The sequence below is a fragment of the Streptomyces sp. TRM68367 genome, assembly GCF_014495685.1.
Classification (GTDB): Bacteria; Actinomycetota; Actinomycetes; order Streptomycetales; family Streptomycetaceae; genus Streptomyces.
Map to the genome: position 1 here is coordinate 89,524 of NZ_JACTVI010000016.1, position 16,497 is coordinate 106,020.

16 protein-coding genes and 2 pseudogenes are annotated in these 16,497 nt (G+C 71.8%); 5 read left to right on the top strand and 13 right to left on the bottom strand.

Annotated elements, in window-relative coordinates:
- Nucleotides 1–22: 22 nt before the first annotated feature.
- Both H8R17_RS13975 and H8R17_RS13980 read left to right on the top strand, forming a co-directional pair.
- On the top strand, nucleotides 23–790 hold the full coding sequence (locus tag H8R17_RS13975; protein WP_187823493.1) for a GNAT family N-acetyltransferase: 768 nt from the start codon (nucleotides 23–25) through the stop codon (nucleotides 788–790).
- Complete coding sequence (locus H8R17_RS13980; protein ID WP_187823494.1) at nucleotides 790–1,677, top strand: 1-acyl-sn-glycerol-3-phosphate acyltransferase; 888 nt, start codon at nucleotides 790–792, stop codon at nucleotides 1,675–1,677. Before H8R17_RS13975 ends, H8R17_RS13980 begins: the two co-directional genes overlap by 1 nt.
- Nucleotides 1,678–1,770: 93 nt before the next feature.
- Here H8R17_RS13980 and H8R17_RS13985 read toward each other — a convergent pair.
- The 5 genes and pseudogenes from H8R17_RS13985 to H8R17_RS14005 all read right to left on the bottom strand — a co-directional run.
- Nucleotides 1,771–2,187: pseudogene (locus H8R17_RS13985) on the bottom strand (LLM class flavin-dependent oxidoreductase); the annotation flags it as partial.
- Between the two features lie 7 nt (nucleotides 2,188–2,194).
- A pseudogene (locus tag H8R17_RS48655) lies at nucleotides 2,195–2,451 on the bottom strand (GTP-binding protein); the annotation flags it as partial.
- Between the two features lie 6 nt (nucleotides 2,452–2,457).
- Nucleotides 2,458–2,628, bottom strand: a complete 171-nt coding sequence (rpmF, locus tag H8R17_RS13995; protein WP_187823495.1) for a 50S ribosomal protein L32 — start codon at nucleotides 2,626–2,628, stop codon at nucleotides 2,458–2,460.
- 105 nt (nucleotides 2,629–2,733) lie between these two features.
- A complete protein-coding gene (locus tag H8R17_RS14000) occupies nucleotides 2,734–4,341 on the bottom strand; it encodes a cation acetate symporter (RefSeq protein ID WP_187823496.1) in 1,608 nt (535 codons plus the stop codon).
- Entirely contained in the window at nucleotides 4,335–4,793 is a 459-nt protein-coding gene (locus tag H8R17_RS14005; protein ID WP_316959394.1) for a DUF485 domain-containing protein, read from the bottom strand. Before H8R17_RS14005 ends, H8R17_RS14000 begins: the two co-directional genes overlap by 7 nt.
- 443 nt (nucleotides 4,794–5,236) lie before the next feature.
- Here H8R17_RS14005 and H8R17_RS14010 point away from each other — a divergent pair, with 443 nt between their 5' ends.
- Nucleotides 5,237–5,635 carry a hypothetical protein gene (locus tag H8R17_RS14010; RefSeq protein ID WP_316959395.1) on the top strand — a complete coding sequence of 133 codons (399 nt, stop codon included), beginning with the start codon at nucleotides 5,237–5,239 and terminating at the stop codon, nucleotides 5,633–5,635.
- A 24-nt stretch (nucleotides 5,636–5,659) separates the two neighbouring features.
- Here H8R17_RS14010 and H8R17_RS14015 read toward each other — a convergent pair whose 3' ends face one another.
- The 5 genes from H8R17_RS14015 to egtA form a co-directional block, all read right to left on the bottom strand.
- Nucleotides 5,660–5,875 (bottom strand): dodecin, encoded by a 216-nt coding sequence (locus tag H8R17_RS14015; protein WP_187823497.1) that lies wholly within the window; start codon nucleotides 5,873–5,875, stop codon nucleotides 5,660–5,662.
- A gap of 119 nt (nucleotides 5,876–5,994) precedes the next feature.
- On the bottom strand, nucleotides 5,995–6,957 hold the full coding sequence (gene egtD / locus H8R17_RS14020) for an L-histidine N(alpha)-methyltransferase (RefSeq protein WP_187823498.1): 963 nt from the start codon (nucleotides 6,955–6,957) through the stop codon (nucleotides 5,995–5,997).
- Complete coding sequence (gene egtC, locus H8R17_RS14025; RefSeq protein WP_187823499.1) at nucleotides 6,954–7,760, bottom strand: ergothioneine biosynthesis protein EgtC; 807 nt, start codon at nucleotides 7,758–7,760, stop codon at nucleotides 6,954–6,956. Before egtC ends, egtD begins: the two co-directional genes overlap by 4 nt.
- Nucleotides 7,760–9,112: an ergothioneine biosynthesis protein EgtB gene (egtB, locus tag H8R17_RS14030; RefSeq protein ID WP_187823500.1), complete on the bottom strand. Its 1,353-nt coding sequence runs from the start codon at nucleotides 9,110–9,112 to the stop codon at nucleotides 7,760–7,762. The genes egtC and egtB overlap by 1 nt, the downstream gene beginning before the upstream one ends.
- Entirely contained in the window at nucleotides 9,109–10,572 is a 1,464-nt protein-coding gene (egtA, locus tag H8R17_RS14035) for an ergothioneine biosynthesis glutamate--cysteine ligase EgtA (protein WP_187823501.1), read from the bottom strand. The genes egtB and egtA overlap by 4 nt, the downstream gene beginning before the upstream one ends.
- Before the next feature lie 298 nt (nucleotides 10,573–10,870).
- Here egtA and H8R17_RS14040 point away from each other — a divergent pair, with 298 nt between their 5' ends.
- Complete coding sequence (locus H8R17_RS14040; protein ID WP_187823502.1) at nucleotides 10,871–11,728, top strand: TIGR02452 family protein; 858 nt, start codon at nucleotides 10,871–10,873, stop codon at nucleotides 11,726–11,728.
- Nucleotides 11,729–11,746: 18 nt separating this feature from the next.
- On the opposite strand, the gene H8R17_RS14045 is transcribed toward H8R17_RS14040, so the two are convergent.
- A complete protein-coding gene (locus H8R17_RS14045) occupies nucleotides 11,747–12,193 on the bottom strand; it encodes a type II toxin-antitoxin system PemK/MazF family toxin (RefSeq protein ID WP_187823503.1) in 447 nt (148 codons plus the stop codon).
- A 77-nt stretch (nucleotides 12,194–12,270) separates the two neighbouring features.
- On the bottom strand, nucleotides 12,271–13,698 hold the full coding sequence (locus tag H8R17_RS14050; protein ID WP_187823504.1) for an amidase: 1,428 nt from the start codon (nucleotides 13,696–13,698) through the stop codon (nucleotides 12,271–12,273).
- A gap of 239 nt (nucleotides 13,699–13,937) precedes the next feature.
- On the opposite strand from H8R17_RS14050, the gene H8R17_RS14055 reads away from it, so the two are divergent.
- On the top strand, nucleotides 13,938–15,329 hold the full coding sequence (locus tag H8R17_RS14055) for a glycoside hydrolase family 43 protein (protein WP_187823505.1): 1,392 nt from the start codon (nucleotides 13,938–13,940) through the stop codon (nucleotides 15,327–15,329).
- A gap of 243 nt (nucleotides 15,330–15,572) precedes the next feature.
- On the opposite strand, the gene H8R17_RS14060 is transcribed toward H8R17_RS14055, so the two are convergent.
- Nucleotides 15,573–16,268 carry an ester cyclase gene (locus tag H8R17_RS14060; RefSeq protein WP_187823506.1) on the bottom strand — a complete coding sequence of 232 codons (696 nt, stop codon included), beginning with the start codon at nucleotides 16,266–16,268 and terminating at the stop codon, nucleotides 15,573–15,575.
- Nucleotides 16,269–16,497 lie beyond the last annotated feature (229 nt).

The following is a 16,497-nucleotide window of genomic DNA, read 5'->3' on the forward strand; positions in this document are numbered from 1 at the left end:
CGCCCTCGACCAGGAGAGTGCCATGACCGGCGTACTGACCGTCGATCGTCGCCCGCTGCCCGCGGCACCCATCCGCTACACCGTCGGCCTTGCCCGCGACGAGGAGGACGTGCGTGCCGCGCAGCGGCTGCGGCACGACGTCTTCGCCCTGGAGATGGGCGCGCTGCTGGCCACCGCGCAGCCCGGCCACGACATCGACGCCTTCGACGCGTACTGCGACCACCTGCTCGTGCGCGACACGGCCACCGGTCAGGTGGTCGGCACCTACCGGCTGCTGCCTCCGGAGCGCGCCGCCGTCGCCGGGCGGCTGTACTCCGAGGGCGAGTTCGACCTGTCCGCGCTGGACCCGATCCGGCCCGGCCTGGTCGAGGTCGGCCGCTCCTGCGTGCACCCCGACCACCGCGACGGCGCGGTGATCAGCCTCATCTGGGCCGGTATCGCCCGCTACATGGTCGACCACGGCCACGAGTGGCTGGCCGGCTGCTGCTCCGTCCCGCTCGCCGACGGCGGCGCCCTCGCGTCCGCCACCTGGGACAGGGTGCGCGCCAAGCACCTGGCCCCCGAGGAGTACCGCGTACGGCCCCTGCTGCCGTGGATCCCGGGAGAGCCCGGTACGGGCAGCAAGGAGCTGCCCGCCCTGCTGCGCGGCTACCTCCGCCTCGGCGCCTGGGTGTGCGGCGAGCCAGCGCACGACCCGGACTTCGGGGTCGCCGACCTGTATGTGCTGCTGCCGATGCGCCGGGTCAACCCGCGCTATCTGCGGCACTTCCTCTCCCTCGTCCCGGCCTGATGAGCGCCTGGCTGCCGAGCGCGCCCTGCACCCCGAGGGCGTGCGTGGAGCCGACGAGGGACGCGGCGGCACCGCTGCGTGCGGTGCTGCGGCTCACCGCGGTCGCGCTGCTCGTCCTCGCCGGGATCGCCCTGTCACCGCTCGGCTGGGCGTGCCCCCGCTCGCGGGGGAGCGTCCCGGCGGCCTGGGTACGGCGGTGGTGCCGGTGGATCGTGCGGGCCGCAGGGGTCCGGGTCCGCGTCACCGGCGCTGCCGCTCCCGCCGGTGGGCTGCTTCTCGTCGCCAACCACATCTCCTGGCTGGACATCCCGCTGCTCGCCGCCGTCCGCCCGGCCAGGATGCTCGCCAAGACCGAGGTCCGGCAGTGGCCGCTGGCGGGGCCGCTGGCCGCGCGCGGCGGTGCCCTGTTCATCGAGCGGGACCGGCTGCGCGCCCTGCCGGACACGGTGGCGAGGATCGCGCGGGCGCTGCACGAAGGCGCCGCGGTCGCGGCCTTCCCGGAGGGCAGCACCTGGTGCGGCCGCGCCCAGGGCACCTTCCGGCGGGCCGTCTTCCAGGCCGCCCTGGACGCCGGTGTGCCCGTCCAGCCCGTCCGCATCCACTACTGCGGCACCGACGGCGCCCCCGGCACCGCGGCCGCCTTCGTCGGCGACGACACGCTGCTCGCCTCGCTGTGGCGGGTGGCCTCGGCGCGCGGGCTGGTCGCGGAGGTCGAGGTACGGGACCCGATCCCGCCGAACCGCCACCCCGACCGCCGCGCCCTGGCAAGGGCCGCCCAGCCACAGCCCGCGGACGCGCCCCTGTGGACCCACGCCGCCCTGGTCGCGTCCTGGACGGACGCGTCGAGGGGAGTCCCGTCCGGCGAGGCGGTCACTCAGGCGAGCTGACCGCCCGACTGGTGGGGTGGCGCCTCAGGCGAGCTGACCGCCCGGCCCTGCCGGACCGTCCCGCCGGCCCCAGCCGCGTCCGCCGGTGACGGGTCAGCGCGCGGCGATCCGGGCGAGCCGCCGCCAGGAGTCCAGCAGGGCCGCGCGGTCGTACGTGCTGGTGGTGACGAGGACCTCCTGCGCGCCCGTCTCCTTCAGCACGGTCTCCAGCTCGTGCGCCACCTGCTCCTCGGTACCGGCGATGTGCCCGGCGAGCCCGGACTCGTAGAAGCCGCGCTCCTTGCCGGTCATGGTGAGGGTCTCGACGCGCTCGGCGGGCGGCAGCGGCGGGAAGGTGCCGTGCGTGCGCGAGTACGCCATCGACCAGGCCTCCGGGACCAGCAGCCGCCGGGCCGCCTCGGGCGTGCCGGCCACCGACACCGTGCCGGAGATGACCACGTACGGTTCCCTCGCCCACGGGGAGGGGCGGAAGTGGGCGCGGTAGTGGTCGATGCCGCGCGGCCCGCGCTCGGCGACGGTCGTCGCCGCTGTCCAGCTCGGTCAGAAAGTTGGCCCCGTCGACCACGGTGACCATGGTGTCCAGCTCGGCCACGCCCCCGAGGGCGGCCTCCCCGCCGCGCACAGCGCCGCGTCGATGTTGACCTCGCTCATGTCGTTGAGGATGACGGCGACCCGCAGCCCCTCACGGTTCGCCAGGACATGGTTGAGCCGCGTGGTCTTGCCTGCCCCCAGGAACCCGGACAGGACGGTGACGGGCAGCCGTTCGTGCGACATCGGCGCTCAGTCCTCGAGGCGCAGCAGCCCGCGCTCGTACGCCTTGACCAGGTTCTGCGGCACGAGGTGCCGGACCCCGTCGACGGTGACCGGTACGAGCGTGGGCGCGCTGGCCTTCCACTGGGCGCGGCGGTGACGGGTGTTGCTGCGGGACATCTTCCGCTTCGGGACAGCCATGGGACTCCTCCTCGGTGGGCAAGCACCGAGGACGCTACATGAAAATGGATCCCATTAACAATTTTCGCCCATGGCTGTCCCGGCCCCCGGCCCGGTCACCGCGGTTCAGTCATCGGCCCCCACTCCCACGAGCGCGCGTGCCTCGAACTCCTCGTAGACGGCGTCGTCCTGGCGGCGGTCACCCATCACGGTGCCGAGCCAGCCGAGCAGGAAGCCCGCCGGGATGGAGACGATGCCCGGGTTCTGCAGCGGGAACCAGGCGAAGTCGACGTCCGGGTAGAACGAGTCGGGCGTCGAGGACACGACGGGGGAGGAGACGACGAGGAGGACGGAGGACAGAATGCCTCCGCACAGGCTGAACAGGGCGCCGCGGGCGTTGAAGCGCCGCCAGAACAGCGTGTAGAGGATCGTCGGCAGCAGGGCGGACGCGGCGAGGGCGAAGGCGAGGAACGCCAGTGTGGCCGTGTTGGACCCCCAGGCGACGAGGGCGAGCAGCATGCCCAGGACGCCGATGAACACACCGGCCAGCCGGGCCACGAGCATCTCCTCCGTCTCGCTCGCCCGCCCCTTGCGGATCACCTCGCCGTACAGGTCGTGGGCCAGCGACGTGGCCGCCGAGAGGGTCAGGCCGGTCGAGACGGCGAGCAGCGTGACGAAGGCCAGGCAGGTCAGCAGGGCGGTGAGGATGCTGCCGCCCAGGGCGTTGCCGAGGAGCAGGACGGCGGCGTCGCCCTTGTGGTCCGTCTCGAAGAGGCTCTCCCGGCCGACGATGGCGGTGGCACCGAGGCCGAGGACGCCGGCGAGGAGGCAGACCCAGCCGACCAGGCCGACGGCCCAGACGTGGGAGGCACGGAGCGGTCCGGCGCTGCGCGGGGCGGCCAGCAGCCGCATCAGCATGTGGGGGAGCGCGCTGAGACCGAGGACGATGGCCAACTGCAGGCTGAAGAAGTCCAGCCTGTTCGTGACGCTGCCGCCGTAGCGCAGCCCGGGTTCGAGGAACTGCGTGCCCATCCCGCTGTGGTCGGCCGCCGCTTCGAGCAGGGCGTTGGGGTTCCAGTCGTAGTGGTGGAGCACCAGGGCCGCGGTGACCGTCACGCCAAGCACCAGCATCACGGCCTTGACGATCTGGATGAACGTAGCGCCGGGACCGCCGCCGAGGGAGGCGTACATGATGACGATGCTGCCGATCACCACGACCACCAGAGTGCGGGTGGTCGAGCTGGGTTCGCCGGTGAACTGGGTCAGCAGCGCGACGCCGCCGACGAGCTGGGCCACCAGGTAGAGGGTCGCGATGACCAGGGTGCAGAGGGACAGCACCAGCCGGACCGGCCGGTGCTGCTTGGGCATCCGCAGGGCCAGTGTGTCACCCAGCGTGAACTTGCCCGCCCGGCGGAGGGGTTCGGCGACCAGCAGCAGGACCATCATCCAGGCGACCGTGGTGCCGCCGAGGTACATCAGCCCGTCGTACCCGGTCAGGGCGACCAGTCCGGTGCTTCCCAGCAGGGTCGCGGCGGAGAGGTAGTCGCCGCACATGGCCAGGCCGTTGCGCAGCGGCGACATGGTGCGGTTGCCGAGGTAGAACTCGCTGATCTCGTCGCGCTGAGGGGCCGTCAGCAGCACCGAGAACAGCGTGATCACGACCACCGACAGGAACAGGACGAACGTCAGCTGCAGACTGCTGTCGTCGACGGCGCCGGCGGAGAGCCTCACCACGTGCGGTACCCCCTCATGCCCTGATGGGTGGTGTTTCCGGGCCCGCGGCGCTGCGCGGCCATGCCGGGGCGGCGGGCCTCCTGCTGTTGTTGCTGGTGCTGTTGCTGCGCGTTCAGTTCCTCGGCGACCGGGTCGACCCGCTCACCCATGTACCGGACGTAGCGCCACACGACCACGGCCATCAGGACGAACTGGCCGAGACCGAGGGTGAGCCCGACAGTGAAGCGTCCGACCAGGGGAGCGTTCATCAGGGCGGGCGCGAAGCTCGACAGCAGCACGTACAGCAGGAATCCGCCGACGGAGACAACTGTCGCCAGAGCGCCGAAGCGATATTGGTTGCGCCGCAGGGAGTGAAATTCGGGAAGGTCCGATATTGACGGTGATTTAACCGGTTCGGAGTGTGGGACTTGGAATGTCGACATGTCGTTCTGCCGGAACGGTTTCTCGGGCACCAAAGCACCTTCTTCGCTGCTTCTTGCCGCGCACTCGACTCCCGGGGGTCGGTGGGCCTGCTCCGGTGCTTGGTGGGGGAGTTGGAGCGACCTTGAGGTGCGGGCTGTGTGGGGGACTCGTGAATCCGAATTTCTCGGTTGTCGAATGATGAGCGGATGTCGTCCAGGGGTCGGGGGTGCGATCCTTCCATCCTCGCCCGTGGGGTGGGAACAAGGACGGAAGCGGAGTATGGCAGCGCGTTCCTTGGGCAATCAACTGCGCACGTAAAGGAAACGTGTGGATGGCCCGTTCGTGCTCCCGATGGGCGGGCCGGGGTGCGGCACAGCCTGCGGAAAGAGGGGTGCCGGGAAATAGTCCGGACCACTTCTTTCAGCCAGACTGTCAAATCGCCCCATCAGGAGGCGGTGCCACGCCCCCGCCGAGCGCGTCTAGTGTGGGCGGTGTGACCGACAGCAGCAGGCCACCGCTGGCGGAGGGCATCGCGCTGGCGCTGCGCAGCGCCGAGGAGTGCGAGGTCGTCCACCTGACCGGGCGGCCCGAGCGCTGCCGGCGCGACACACTCGACTGGCTCGCGGCCCAAGGGCTGCCCGAAGGGCACGTGTACATGCGACGAGACGCCGGGTGGGCGGGCGGGGGCAAAGGTGACCGCAGACCCGCCCGGTACACCAAGCTGGAGATCCTGCGCCGTCTCGCCCGGACGCGCGAGATCCGCGTCCTCGTGGACGACGACGAGCTGGTGTGCGAGGACGCCGAGCGGGCCGGCTTCACCGTCGTACGGGCGCGCTGGACGGCGCCCTGCGCCGAGCTGAAGGTGGCGCAGGAGCGGGAGGGGCGGACCTGAGGGCCCGCCGGGCCTCCCGGACCGTCAGCCGGCGTCCTCCAGCCGGAAACCGACCTTCAGGGTCACCTGCCAGTGCGCGATCTGCCCGTCGTCGAGCTGACCGCGCACTTCCTTCACCTCGAACCAGTCCAGGTTGCGCAGGGTCTGCGAGGCGCGGTCGATGCCGTTGCGGATGGCCTGGTCGACGCCCTCGGGCGAGGTGCCGACGATCTCCGTGACCCGGTAGATGTGGTTCGTCATGCGGGTGCTCCTCTCCCGGTGACGGCGTGTGTGCCACTCGTCACTCCACCGTGCCCCAAGCCGCGGCGGAGCGCGAGACGGAGCGCCCGCGGCCGGGCCGCGGGCGACGGCGCCCTGCCTCACCGCGCCACGCTCGACGACAGCGCGAACCTCCCCTCGCCGTCCGTCCACCAGTGAGTCAACTCCAGACCCGCCGCGGACAGTTCGCCGCGCACGCCCTCCTTGCGGAACTTCGCCGACACCTCGGTGCGCATCTCCTCGCCCGCCGCGAAGTCGACGGCGAGGTCGAGCGCGGGGACCTTCACCGTCTGCGCCGTACGGGAACGCAGCCGCATCTCGATCCACTCCCGCTCGGCGTCCCACAGGGCGACGTGGTCGAAGCCACCGGGGTCGAAGTCGGCGCCCAGCTCGCGGTTGATCACGGTCAGGACGTTCTTGTTGAACGCGGCCGTCACCCGGGCCGCGTCGTCGTACGCCCGGACCAGGACCTGCTCGTCTTTCACCAGGTCCGTGCCCAGCAGCAGGGCGTCGCCGGGGGAGAGCAGGGCGCGCACGGAGGCCAGGAACGTGGCGCGCTCGGCCGGCACCAGGTTGCCGATCGTGCCGCCGAGGAACGCCACCAGCCGCGGGCCGGGCGTGTCCGGCAGGGTCAGGGCGGCGGTGAAGTCGGCGATCAGCGCGTGCACGTGCAGTCCGGGCCGCTCCGCGGCCAGCGCCTGCCCGGCCTGGGTGAGGGCGCTCTCGCTGACGTCGACGGGGACGTAGGTGTGCAGGCCGGTGAGCGCGTCGATCAGATGACGGGTCTTCTCGGAGGAACCGGAGCCCAGTTCGACCAGCGTGCGGGCGCCCGTCGCCGCCGCGATCTCGCCGGAGCGGGCGACGAGGATCTCGCGCTCGGCCCGCGTGGGGTAGTACTCGGGCAGTTCGGTGATCTTCTCGAAAAGGTCGCTGCCGTGGGCGTCGTAGAACCACTTCGGCGGCAGCGTCCTGGGGCTGGAGGTCAGGCCCTGGTGGACATCGGCGCGCAGGGCTGCCTCGGTGGCGTCCTCGGGCAGCGTGCGGGTGAGACGGAACGGGCTCACGTACGGGACTCCTTCGTGAGTGCGGGCGCCAGGGGGTCGCTCGGTTCACTGAGCTGAGGTTCCTTGAGCGGCGTGAGCAGCACGTCCGTGCGGCTCGCCGTGAGCAGGGTGCGGTCGGGGACCTCCCGCCAGTGCGGATCGTCGTCGTACGGCTCGGAGGCCACGACGGTGCCGCCGCCGGGCCGGGTGAGATACCAGAGGGTGTCGCCCCAGGCGGTCGCGGTGATGCTCGCGCCGTCGGTCAGGAGCAGGTTCAGCCGGGAGCCCGGTGCCGCCGCGGCGACCTCCGGCACCATGTCCGCCAGCGCCTGCCCCGCGTCGTCGCCGGCGCGCAGCCGGGCGAGGACCAGCGCCCACACGAACGCGGAGTCGTTGCGGGCCTCCAGCGACAGCACGTCCTCGGCCGGCAGGGTCGGTACGAGCGGCGCGAGCGAGCCCGGCCAGCCCGGCACCGCGCCGTTGTGGCTGAACAGCCACGGACCGGACGCGAAGGGCGCCGCGGCGGCCTCCGCGTCCGCGCCCGCCAGCGTCGCGTCCCGCACCGCCGCGAGCAGCGCACGCGAGCGCACCACCCGCGCCAGATCGGCGAAGGACTGGTCGGCCCAGATGGGCCCGGCCCGCCGGTACCGGGCCGGCGCCGGGTCCCCCTCGGCGTACCAGCCCACCCCGAAGCCGTCGGCGTTGACCGTCCCGTACCGCTGCCGTCTGGGCGCCCACGACTGCCGGTACGGGCCGTGCGGGGGTTCCACGACGAGCCGGCCGAGCAGCTCCTCGGGTCCCACGTAGGCCATGTGACGGCACATCAGACGTCCCCCGAGCGGGCCGTGCGGAACCCGGAGAAGATCTGCCGCCGGATCGGGTAGTCCCAGTTGCGGAACGTGCCCCGGCAGGCCACCGGCGCCACGGCGAACGAACCGCCGCGCAGCACCTTGTACTCCGGCCCGAAGAAGACCTCCGAGTACTCCTTGTACGGGAACGCCCGGAACCCCGGGTACGGCAGGAAGTCGCTCGCCGTCCACTCCCACACGTCGCCGATCAACTGCCGCACGCCCAGCGGCGACTCACCGGCCGGATAGCTCCCGGCGGGCGCCGGCCGCAGGTGGCGCTGGCCGAGGTTGGCGTGCTCGGGAGCCGGGTCGGCGTCGCCCCACGGGTAGCGCATCGGGCGGTCGCCGGCCGGGTCGTGGCGGGCCGCCTTCTCCCACTCGGCCTCGGTGGGCAGCCGCCGCCCGGCCCATCGGGCATAGGCGTCGGCCTCGTACCAGCTCACGTGCACCACCGGCTCGTCGGCCGGTACGACCTCGGTGACGCCGAAGCGGCGCCGCAGCCACTGCTTCCCGTCCCGGTGCCAGAACAGCGGGGCGGTGACGGAGTGCTGCCGGATGTGCGCCCAGCCGTCCGGTGCCCACCAGCGCGGGTCGTCGTAGCCGCCGTCCTCGATGAACGCCTGGTAGGCGCCGCTCGTCACCGGGACCGTGTCGATGTAGAACGGTGCCACCTCGCGCCGGTGCGCCGGGCGTTCGTTGTCGAGCGCCCACGGCTCGTCCGAGGTGCCCATCGTGAACGGGCCGCCGGGGACGAGGACTTCGGCCGGGCCGGCGAACAGCGGCACCGGCTCCGGTTCCGGGGCGGTCAGGGCCCGTGGGCCCTTGCGGAGCTGATGGGTGATCAGCATCGTCTCGTCGTGCTGCTGTTCGTGCTGGGCGATCATTCCGAAGGCGAAGCCCGCCTCCGTCAGCCGCGTCCCGTGGAACGCGGTGCTCTCCAGCACGTCCAGCGCCCGGCCGCGCACGTCGGCCGCGTACGTGCGGGCCTCGGCGGGCGACAGCAGGGGCAGCTTCGGCCGCTCGGTGCGCGGGTGCTCGAAGGCGTCGTACAGGCTGTCGATCTCGGGCCGGATCGCCTCCTGCCCGGCGACGGCCCGCAGCAGCCACTGCTCCTCCTGGTTGCCGATGTGCGCGAGGTCCCACACCAGCGGCGACATCAGCGGCGAGTGCTGCGCGGTCAGGTCGGGGTCCTCGACGCACGAGGTGAGCAGGGTGGTGCGGTCGCGGGCGGTGGTGAGCGTGCTCAGCGCGCGCTCGCGCAGGGCGTCGGCGTCGGGGGCGGGATCCGCCGTGAGAGCGGCATCGGTGTCGGGGGCGGGATCGGTCATGGGCGGCTGTCCTTCCCGTGCAGGTGCGTCCCGCCGGGGTGCTTTCCGGGGGCGTGCGTTCCGTCGGCATGTGTGCCAGGCGTGTGCTGTGCGCGGGCGTCCGGTCCGGGGGTGTGCTGTGTGCCGGCGTCCGGTCCCGGGACGTGCTGTCGGCCGGCGTATGCGCCGGAGGCGCTGCGGTCCGTGCCGCTGAGGCCGTCGAGCAGGTCGTCGGCGGGGCAGCGGCCCCGGGTGACGTAGCCGTCCAGGTACGCCGCGACGGCGTCGGTGACCTCGGCGGTGGCGCCGAGCCGGGGCAGGGCCCCGAGCGCCGCCGTGAAACAGGTGACGGCGATCTCGTGCAGCTCGGGGTCGGTCAGACCGCGCCGGGCCGCGTCGATCCACAGCGGATTGTGCGGCGCGGGCAGCGACAGGGCCCGCTCGGACAGGGGTTTGACGCACCGGTAGGCGGTCTCCGCGGCCTCCGGGTCGTCGAACAGGGCCGTCGCGACGGCGAGCGGAACGATCCAGCCGTCGTCTCCGGGCTGTGCGTCGATCATGCGCAGTTCAAGGTGGCCGCGCGGTCTGACCGGCGGGAACAGCGTCGTGAGGTGGTAGCCGAGGTCCTCCTGGGTGGGCGGTCTCGGCCTGCCGTGCCGGGTCCACTCCCGGAAGGTCAGCCCCTCCGGGACGTCCCAAGGCCCGCCGTCCTGCCGTACGCACATCACCGGGGTGTCCAGCACGTGCCGGGCCCAGGCACCGCGCGGATCCGCGTCCAGCGGGGGCCCGCCGGCCCGTTCGGCGCCGATCTGGGTCCACCGCAGCTGCCGGGTGGACAGCCAACCGGTCGGCTCCCGGCCCGCGAGCGGCGAGTTGGCGAACGCGGCCACCAGGACCGCGCCCAGGTGGTGGGCCAGCCACCAGCGCCGTACGTGACCGAGGGTGCCGGGCTCCTCGTACCCGGCGTCCAGGCACACCTGGACCGAGGCGGAGCTGCACATCATGGCGCGGCCGGCTGGTCCGGTGCGGTCCAGGCAGGTCTCCAGGGCGTCGTAGCGCGGTTCGCGCAGGAACCGGCGGGGAGCGTGCCAGGGATCGTGGCCGATGCCGACGAGGGCGAGTTCGTGCTCGCGCAGCAGGGTGCGGGCGGCGTCGAGGTCGGCGGAGACGGTACCGATGCACTCCATCAGCGAGGCGGCGGGCGGCGAGCTGAGCTCCAGCTGGCCGCCGGGTTCGACGGTGAGCGCCGACCTCAGGGGCAGGGTCCGCAGTGCGGCGTAGGCCGCTTCGAGTCTCTCGGGTGTGACGGGGAGCTGCGGGCGACGCAGCTCGTGGACGAGCCATTCCACTTCTACCCCGAGGCGCCGGGGCGGGCCGGTCTTGAAGCAGATGCCGCGGACCAGGGCCTCGACCTCCGCTTCGGTGACGGCGGTGAGTGGCTCCGTACAGTCACTCACCGCATCGGATGACGCTTCGGACATGTCGGGATCCTCCTGAGATTCCACCATGTCGCCGGCCCGGGATCGGTGGTCCGGGTCGGCACACTCGTCCCACCCAAGACCACTCGTGTCGATTCGCACAAGGGTGCGTACCGGGATGTTCCGCCTCGGTAATCTCCGCTTTCTGCTCGTTGGCGGGGGCTTCTCCTGGGGTTTCCGGGGTTTCCCGGGGCCGGGAAACTCTGTTGCGCAATATGACCAGGATCGCTCACGATGCGTTCATGAGCACGACGGGGGAGGCCGCGCCGGGCGTGGCCGAGGCGCTTACGGGGGTGGCGCCATGAGCGCACGCCTGCGCGCCGTCGCACGGGAGACGGAAGAGATCGTGGCGGCGGGGTCCTACCGCGCCGCCGACGGTCGCGAGGTACCGATCGCGGCGGCCGTTGCGGCTGCCCGGGACGGTACGCGGATGTACGGGCCGGAACCGGTGCGGGTGCCGTCGGCCGCCCCGGTCGAGACATCGGTCGAGGCCACAGGGGGTCCGGTGGAGACGTCGGTCGAGGTCACGGGGGAGAGCAGCCTGGAGGCCGCCCGGCGCCTCGGTGGCGGGACGGCCGTCCTGAACTTCGCCTCGGCCCGTAATCCGGGCGGCGGGTATCTGAACGGAGCCCAGGCCCAGGAGGAGGCCCTGTGCCGCGCCTCCGCGCTGTACACGTGCCTGTTGCGGGCGAGCGGGTTCTACGACCACCACCGCGCCCACCGCGACCCCTTCTATACGGACCGTGTCATCCACTCACCGGCCGTTCCCGTCCTCCGCGACGACCGCGGTCACCTGCTGGACGAGCCGTACACCACCGGATTCCTGACCGCGGCCGCGCCGAACGCGGGCGTGATCCTGAGCCGGACGCCGGAGCGCGCCGCCGAGCTGCCCCGGGCGCTGGCCGTGCGCGCCGAGCGCGTCCTGGAGACCGCCGCTGCCCACGGCTACCGGCGGCTGGTGCTGGGCGCCTGGGGCTGCGGTGTGTTCCGCAACGACCCGGCGCAGGTGGCGGGCGCGTTCCGGACGTTGCTCGGGCCGGGCGGGCGGTTCGCCGGGGTCTTCGAGCAGGTGGTGTTCGGGATCCTGGACCGCACGCCGGGCACGGTGATCCGGGAGGCTTTCGTACGGGCGTTCCCGCAGCGGGAGCTGCTGCGGTGAACCCCGTTGGGGTGCGCGTCAGTTCCAGCTGTACCGCTCCCGCAGCCGGTGCCGGACGAGGTTGAACCGCATCCGGTCCAGGGCGCACGCCTCCCGGCGCATGCCGTCCTCGTGCAGCCGCAGGATCCGGTCCACGTCGACCCACGACTCCCGCCCCGACCGGTCCCACGGCCCGCTGCCGATCGGGACCCACTCGCGCCGCCCGTCGTGCCGCTTGCTGGTCAGCTGCACGGCGAGCACGGTGCCGGCGGCCTCGCGGGCGACGACGAGCACCGGGCGGTCCTTGCCCCGGCCGTCGTTCTCCTCATACGGCACCCAGGTCCAGACGATCTCCCCGGGATCGGGGTCGCCGTCGTGCGCCGGCGCGTACTCGGTGCGCACCGGGCCGACTTCGCGGGGGTCGGCCTCGGTGGTCGCGGAGGGGCCGTGGCGGCCGGGGACGTTCTCATCGGTAAACGCAGTCACAGGCGTACCGTACGGGACGTTCGGCGCGAGCCTCCGCGGGGGCCGAAGCCGGTTACGCGCGCGGGGGTCGAACCCGGTTACGCGGCAGGGGAGCCGGAGACGAGCTGCTCCGCCGGCCACACCTCGTGCCAGCGCAGCTCGGCCTCCAGCTGTGCCGCCAGCTGGATCAACAGGGGCTCGCTGCCCGCCGGTCCGAGCAACTGCGCGCCGACGGGCAGACCGCCGTCGACGAATCCGGCGGGGACGTTGACGCCGGGCCAGCCCAGCACGTTCCACGGCCAGGCGTACGGGCAGGCGGCGATCATCGCGCGGTCGGTGGCGACGCCGCTGAGGCCCAGCAGGGCGCCGATGCGCGGCGGGGGATCGGCCGTGGTCGGCGCGAGGACGACGTCGTACGACGTGAACAACGTGCCGATACGGCGGTGCAGGACCGCCTCCGCGCGCCGGGCCGCCCGCAGCGGAGCCCCCTCCAGCAGCCGCCCGAGCCGGGCCGTGTCCCGGGTGCGCCGGTCCAGGAGTTCGGGGAAGGGCGTCTCCCGTACGCGCTCGGCGATGCCGACCGTGGCGCGCGGCACGAAGGCCAGCCCGATCTGCCCGTACGGCGGGTCGGCCTCCTCCACGGTGTGCCCCAACGCGGCGATTCTGTCGGCGAGTTCGACGACCCGGGTACGGACCTCCGGCCGCAGTCGCGCGGGCACGGCGGTGAACGGCGGCTTCAGGGAGAGCGCGATCCGCAGCCGCCCGGGGTCGCGGCCGACGGCCTCGCAGGCGTGGACGGCCGGCGGCTGATGGGGGTCGCCGGCGTGGTTGCCGCTCGCCGCGTCCAGCAGCAGGGCCGCGTCGGCGACCGTGCGGGCCAGGGTGCCGTTGACGGTGATGCCCTGGAACGACTCGCCGCGCGGCCAGGTGGAGATGCGGCCGCGCTGCGGCTTGATGCCGATCAGGTGGGTCCAGGCGGCCGGGATCCGCACCGATCCGGCGCCGTCCGAGCCGAGCGCGGCCGGGACGAGACCGGCGGCGACCGCGGCTGCCGAGCCGCCGGACGAGCCGCCCGGTGTGTGCTCCGTACTCCACGGGTTGCGGGTCGCGCCGAACGCCGGCCCCTCGGTGAACGGCCACTGCCCGAACTCGCAGGTGTTGGTCTTGCCGACGATCACCGCCCCCGCCGCGCGCAGTCGCAGTACCGCCTCGCCGTCCTCCGCGACCGGCGGGAACTCCCCCCGGCAGCCGAACGCGGTCGGCTCGCCGGCCACGTCCATGTCGTCCTTCACGGCGACGGGCACGCCCAGGAGGGGCTGGTGCAGGCCGCCGTTCGCGAGCTGCTCGTCCGCGGCGTCGGCCTCGGCGAGCGCGGCTTCGGCCCGTACGACACGGAAGGCGTTGAGCGTGCCCTGCGTCGCCTCGATCCGGGTCAGGGCCTGTTCCACGAGCGCCCGGGACGTCACCTCTCCGGCGGCCAGCGCGCGGGCGGACTCCGCGAGGCCTGCGGAACGGTCGAGCGTCATACGGACACCTCCGGGAGCGCGTTGTCTACCGAACGGTAACGTCCTGGGGCGCGCGGAGGAACGCTCGCGGCGGGACCGGACGGTCACGCGCGACGTCCCTGGTGGTCACAGCGTTGGCCACAGAGCACAGCGGTTCGTGCTCAAACCATTGACGGACCCCTGCCTCGCCCTTACTTTCTGATCGAATTTCCGAACTTCGTTCGAAATATCGAACTCGCTTGAGTAGAGGGAGAGTCGCCGTGACACCACGCACCTCCGCCGCACCGTCCCGCCGTGCGCTGCTGCGCGCGCTGGCCGCCCTGCCCGCCTCCGTCGTGCTGCTGGGCGAAGCCCCGGGACTGCTCGGCGCCGCGCTGGCCGCCGCCCCGCCGAGCGGCTCCGCCACCCGGTACACCATCGTGCCGTTCCTCAACAGCACCGACGGTACGGTGAACGTCTACCAGTCCGACGACGCCACCGACTTCCGCCTGCTGAAGTCCTCCGCGTACACGCCGCCCAGCAACCGGATCCGTGACGCGAGCATTCTCAGACACACGGACGGCTACTACTACATCGTCTACACGACCCACACCTGGCAGGACACCAGCACGACCATCGGCTTCGCGCGCAGCTCCGACCGCGTCAACTGGACGTTCCTGTACGACTACCCGGTCCCGATCGCGAACCTGTCCCGTGCCTGGGCGCCCGAGTGGTTCGTCGACAGCGACGGCAGCGTGAACGTCATCGTGTCCTGCTCCACCGCCAACGACCAGTGGATCTTCACCCCGTACCGGCTCAGAGCCACCAACTCCGCGCTGACGGCGTGGAGTTCAGCGGTCGCCCTGTCCGGCATCGGCGCCAACCACATCGACACGTACATCGTGAAGCTCGGCTCCACCTACCATGCCTTCACAAAGAACGAGACGACCAAGTACATCGAGTACGCGACAGCCACGAACCTCACCGGCCCGTACACGATCCGCAGGACCGGCGACTGGGCGGGCTGGGGCAGCTACCGCGAGGGCCCGGCGCTGGTGCAGCTCGACAACGGCAGCTGGCGGATCTTCTTCGACGGCTACGGCGACGGCAGCTACTACCACAGCGACAGCCACGACACCTTCGCCACCTGGTCGGCACCGGCCAGACTGCCCGGGATCTCCGGCACGGCCCGCCACTTCACGGTCGTGAAGGAGACGGTCTCGGGCGGCCCCGCCCTCGCGAAGAACGTCAGACGCTCCCTCCGGTCGGCCAACTTCCCCACCCGCTACTGGCAGGTGCAGTCCTCGCTTCTCAACCTCCCCGTGGTGAGCGGCTCCAGCACCACGGCGGAGAAGCAGGCCTCCTCCTTCACGGTCGTCCCCGGCCTGGCCGACGCGAACGCCTACTCCTTCCGCGACGGCGCCGGCAACTACCTGCGCCACTGGGACTTCCGCGCCCGCTTCGACGCGAACGACGGCTCGTCGACGTTCGCCAAGGACGCCACGTTCATCGCCCGCACCGGCACGGCGGCCGGCTCGATCCGCTTCGAGTCGTACAACTACCCCGGCGACTACCTGCGCCACTACAGCTACCAGCTCCGCGTGGAACGCGCCGACGGCACGGACCTGTTCCGGCAGGACAGTTCGTTCGTGCCGGTGACGGCCTGGGACTGAGCTGGGGGCTTGCTGGCGGGGCTCCCTGCCACCATCGGCCGCTTGAAGCCAGGGCCCGCATGCTCGACGCCCGTCACCGGGAACTGCATCAGCGCCCTGCGTCAGCTGAAACGCTCCGGAAGGCACATCGACAGCGTGATGAAGTGGAAGCGACGGGGCAGGCGTCCCGGGTGGCGCTGGACAAGCAGCCACTGCTGCGCGGGCAGCAGCGGTCCCGCTGCGGTGGCGCCTGAGGCCCGTGGATCAGGCCTCCACGGCCCCCAGTTGCCGCAGCAGCCCGAGATCGTCCCAGTTCCACCAGCTCTCGGCGATCTTGCCGCCCTCGCAGCGGAACGTGGCGTGCCCGGTTCCGGCGATGTCCCGGTTGGTGGCCTCCATCCCCTGGTAGCTGCCGGTGTGCCGGCCTTGGAAGGTGATCCGGCAGGTCACCAGGTCTCCCTCGGCGATCATGCTCTCCAGCGTGAGCCGGGGGCTGAAGGCGTTGATGATCTCGCCGTTCTCCCGTTTGGCCTGGGCCAGGTCCACGTCGTAGGAGGACAGAGCGGGGTCGTGCTCTCGGTAGTTGCCGGTGCACAGTTCGTCGGCGAGGTCGAGGTTCTTGGCGTTGATGACCTCGTCGAAGAAGCGGCGAACGACCATCTTGTTGAGTTGTTCGTCCCGTACGACGTCGAGATCAGTGAAGGCGGGCGTCTCGTCGCAGGCGGCGACCAGTTCCTCGAAGATGCGGTTGGTCTCGGGGAGGTTGGAGTTCTTCACCGCCTCCTCGTACGACGGGAACTCCACGATCTCGACGACATGTGTCGAGTCCGCACGGTCCCGCCCGACGATCGAGTGCGTGGCGGTCCGCTTGCCCTGTGTCGCCTCCACCCAGTTGTCCATCAGCCGGTTGAGCTGGTCGACATTCCTGGTCTTGCAGTCGATGAGCTGAACGAAGGTCATGATCCCCTCCCGCACGATGAGCGGCTAATATAGCGAGCTATTTCAGGCTATATCGGACCTTTCGTTCTTGCCTGGTGAAGGTGCGGGGCCGTGAACGAGGAACCGCCCTGCTTGCCGAAGATGCTGTTCGCGCCGCTCGCCGAGGTTTCGTGACGTCGGTCGACATCAGCGGCGAGAGATACGTGTCGAGGCACGCAGCGCGACCGATGCTGCATGGCCATGAGAAGGT

Bases quoted from the DNA above. Each gene is read 5' to 3' on its own strand.
- H8R17_RS13975 (WP_187823493.1), top strand. From the start codon at position 23: ATGACCGGCGTACTGACCGTCGATCGTCGCCCGCTGCCCGCGGCACCC.
- H8R17_RS13980 (WP_187823494.1), top strand. From the start codon at position 790: ATGAGCGCCTGGCTGCCGAGCGCGCCCTGCACCCCGAGGGCGTGCGTG.
- rpmF (WP_187823495.1), bottom strand. From the start codon at position 2,628: ATGGCTGTCCCGAAGCGGAAGATGTCCCGCAGCAACACCCGTCACCGC.
- H8R17_RS14015 (WP_187823497.1), bottom strand. From the start codon at position 5,875: ATGACGAACCACATCTACCGGGTCACGGAGATCGTCGGCACCTCGCCC.
- egtC (WP_187823499.1), bottom strand. From the start codon at position 7,760: ATGTGCCGTCACATGGCCTACGTGGGACCCGAGGAGCTGCTCGGCCGG.
- egtB (WP_187823500.1), bottom strand. From the start codon at position 9,112: ATGACCGATCCCGCCCCCGACACCGATGCCGCTCTCACGGCGGATCCC.
- egtA (WP_187823501.1), bottom strand. From the start codon at position 10,572: ATGTCCGAAGCGTCATCCGATGCGGTGAGTGACTGTACGGAGCCACTC.
- H8R17_RS14040 (WP_187823502.1), top strand. From the start codon at position 10,871: ATGAGCGCACGCCTGCGCGCCGTCGCACGGGAGACGGAAGAGATCGTG.
- H8R17_RS14050 (WP_187823504.1), bottom strand. From the start codon at position 13,698: ATGACGCTCGACCGTTCCGCAGGCCTCGCGGAGTCCGCCCGCGCGCTG.
- H8R17_RS14060 (WP_187823506.1), bottom strand. From the start codon at position 16,268: ATGACCTTCGTTCAGCTCATCGACTGCAAGACCAGGAATGTCGACCAG.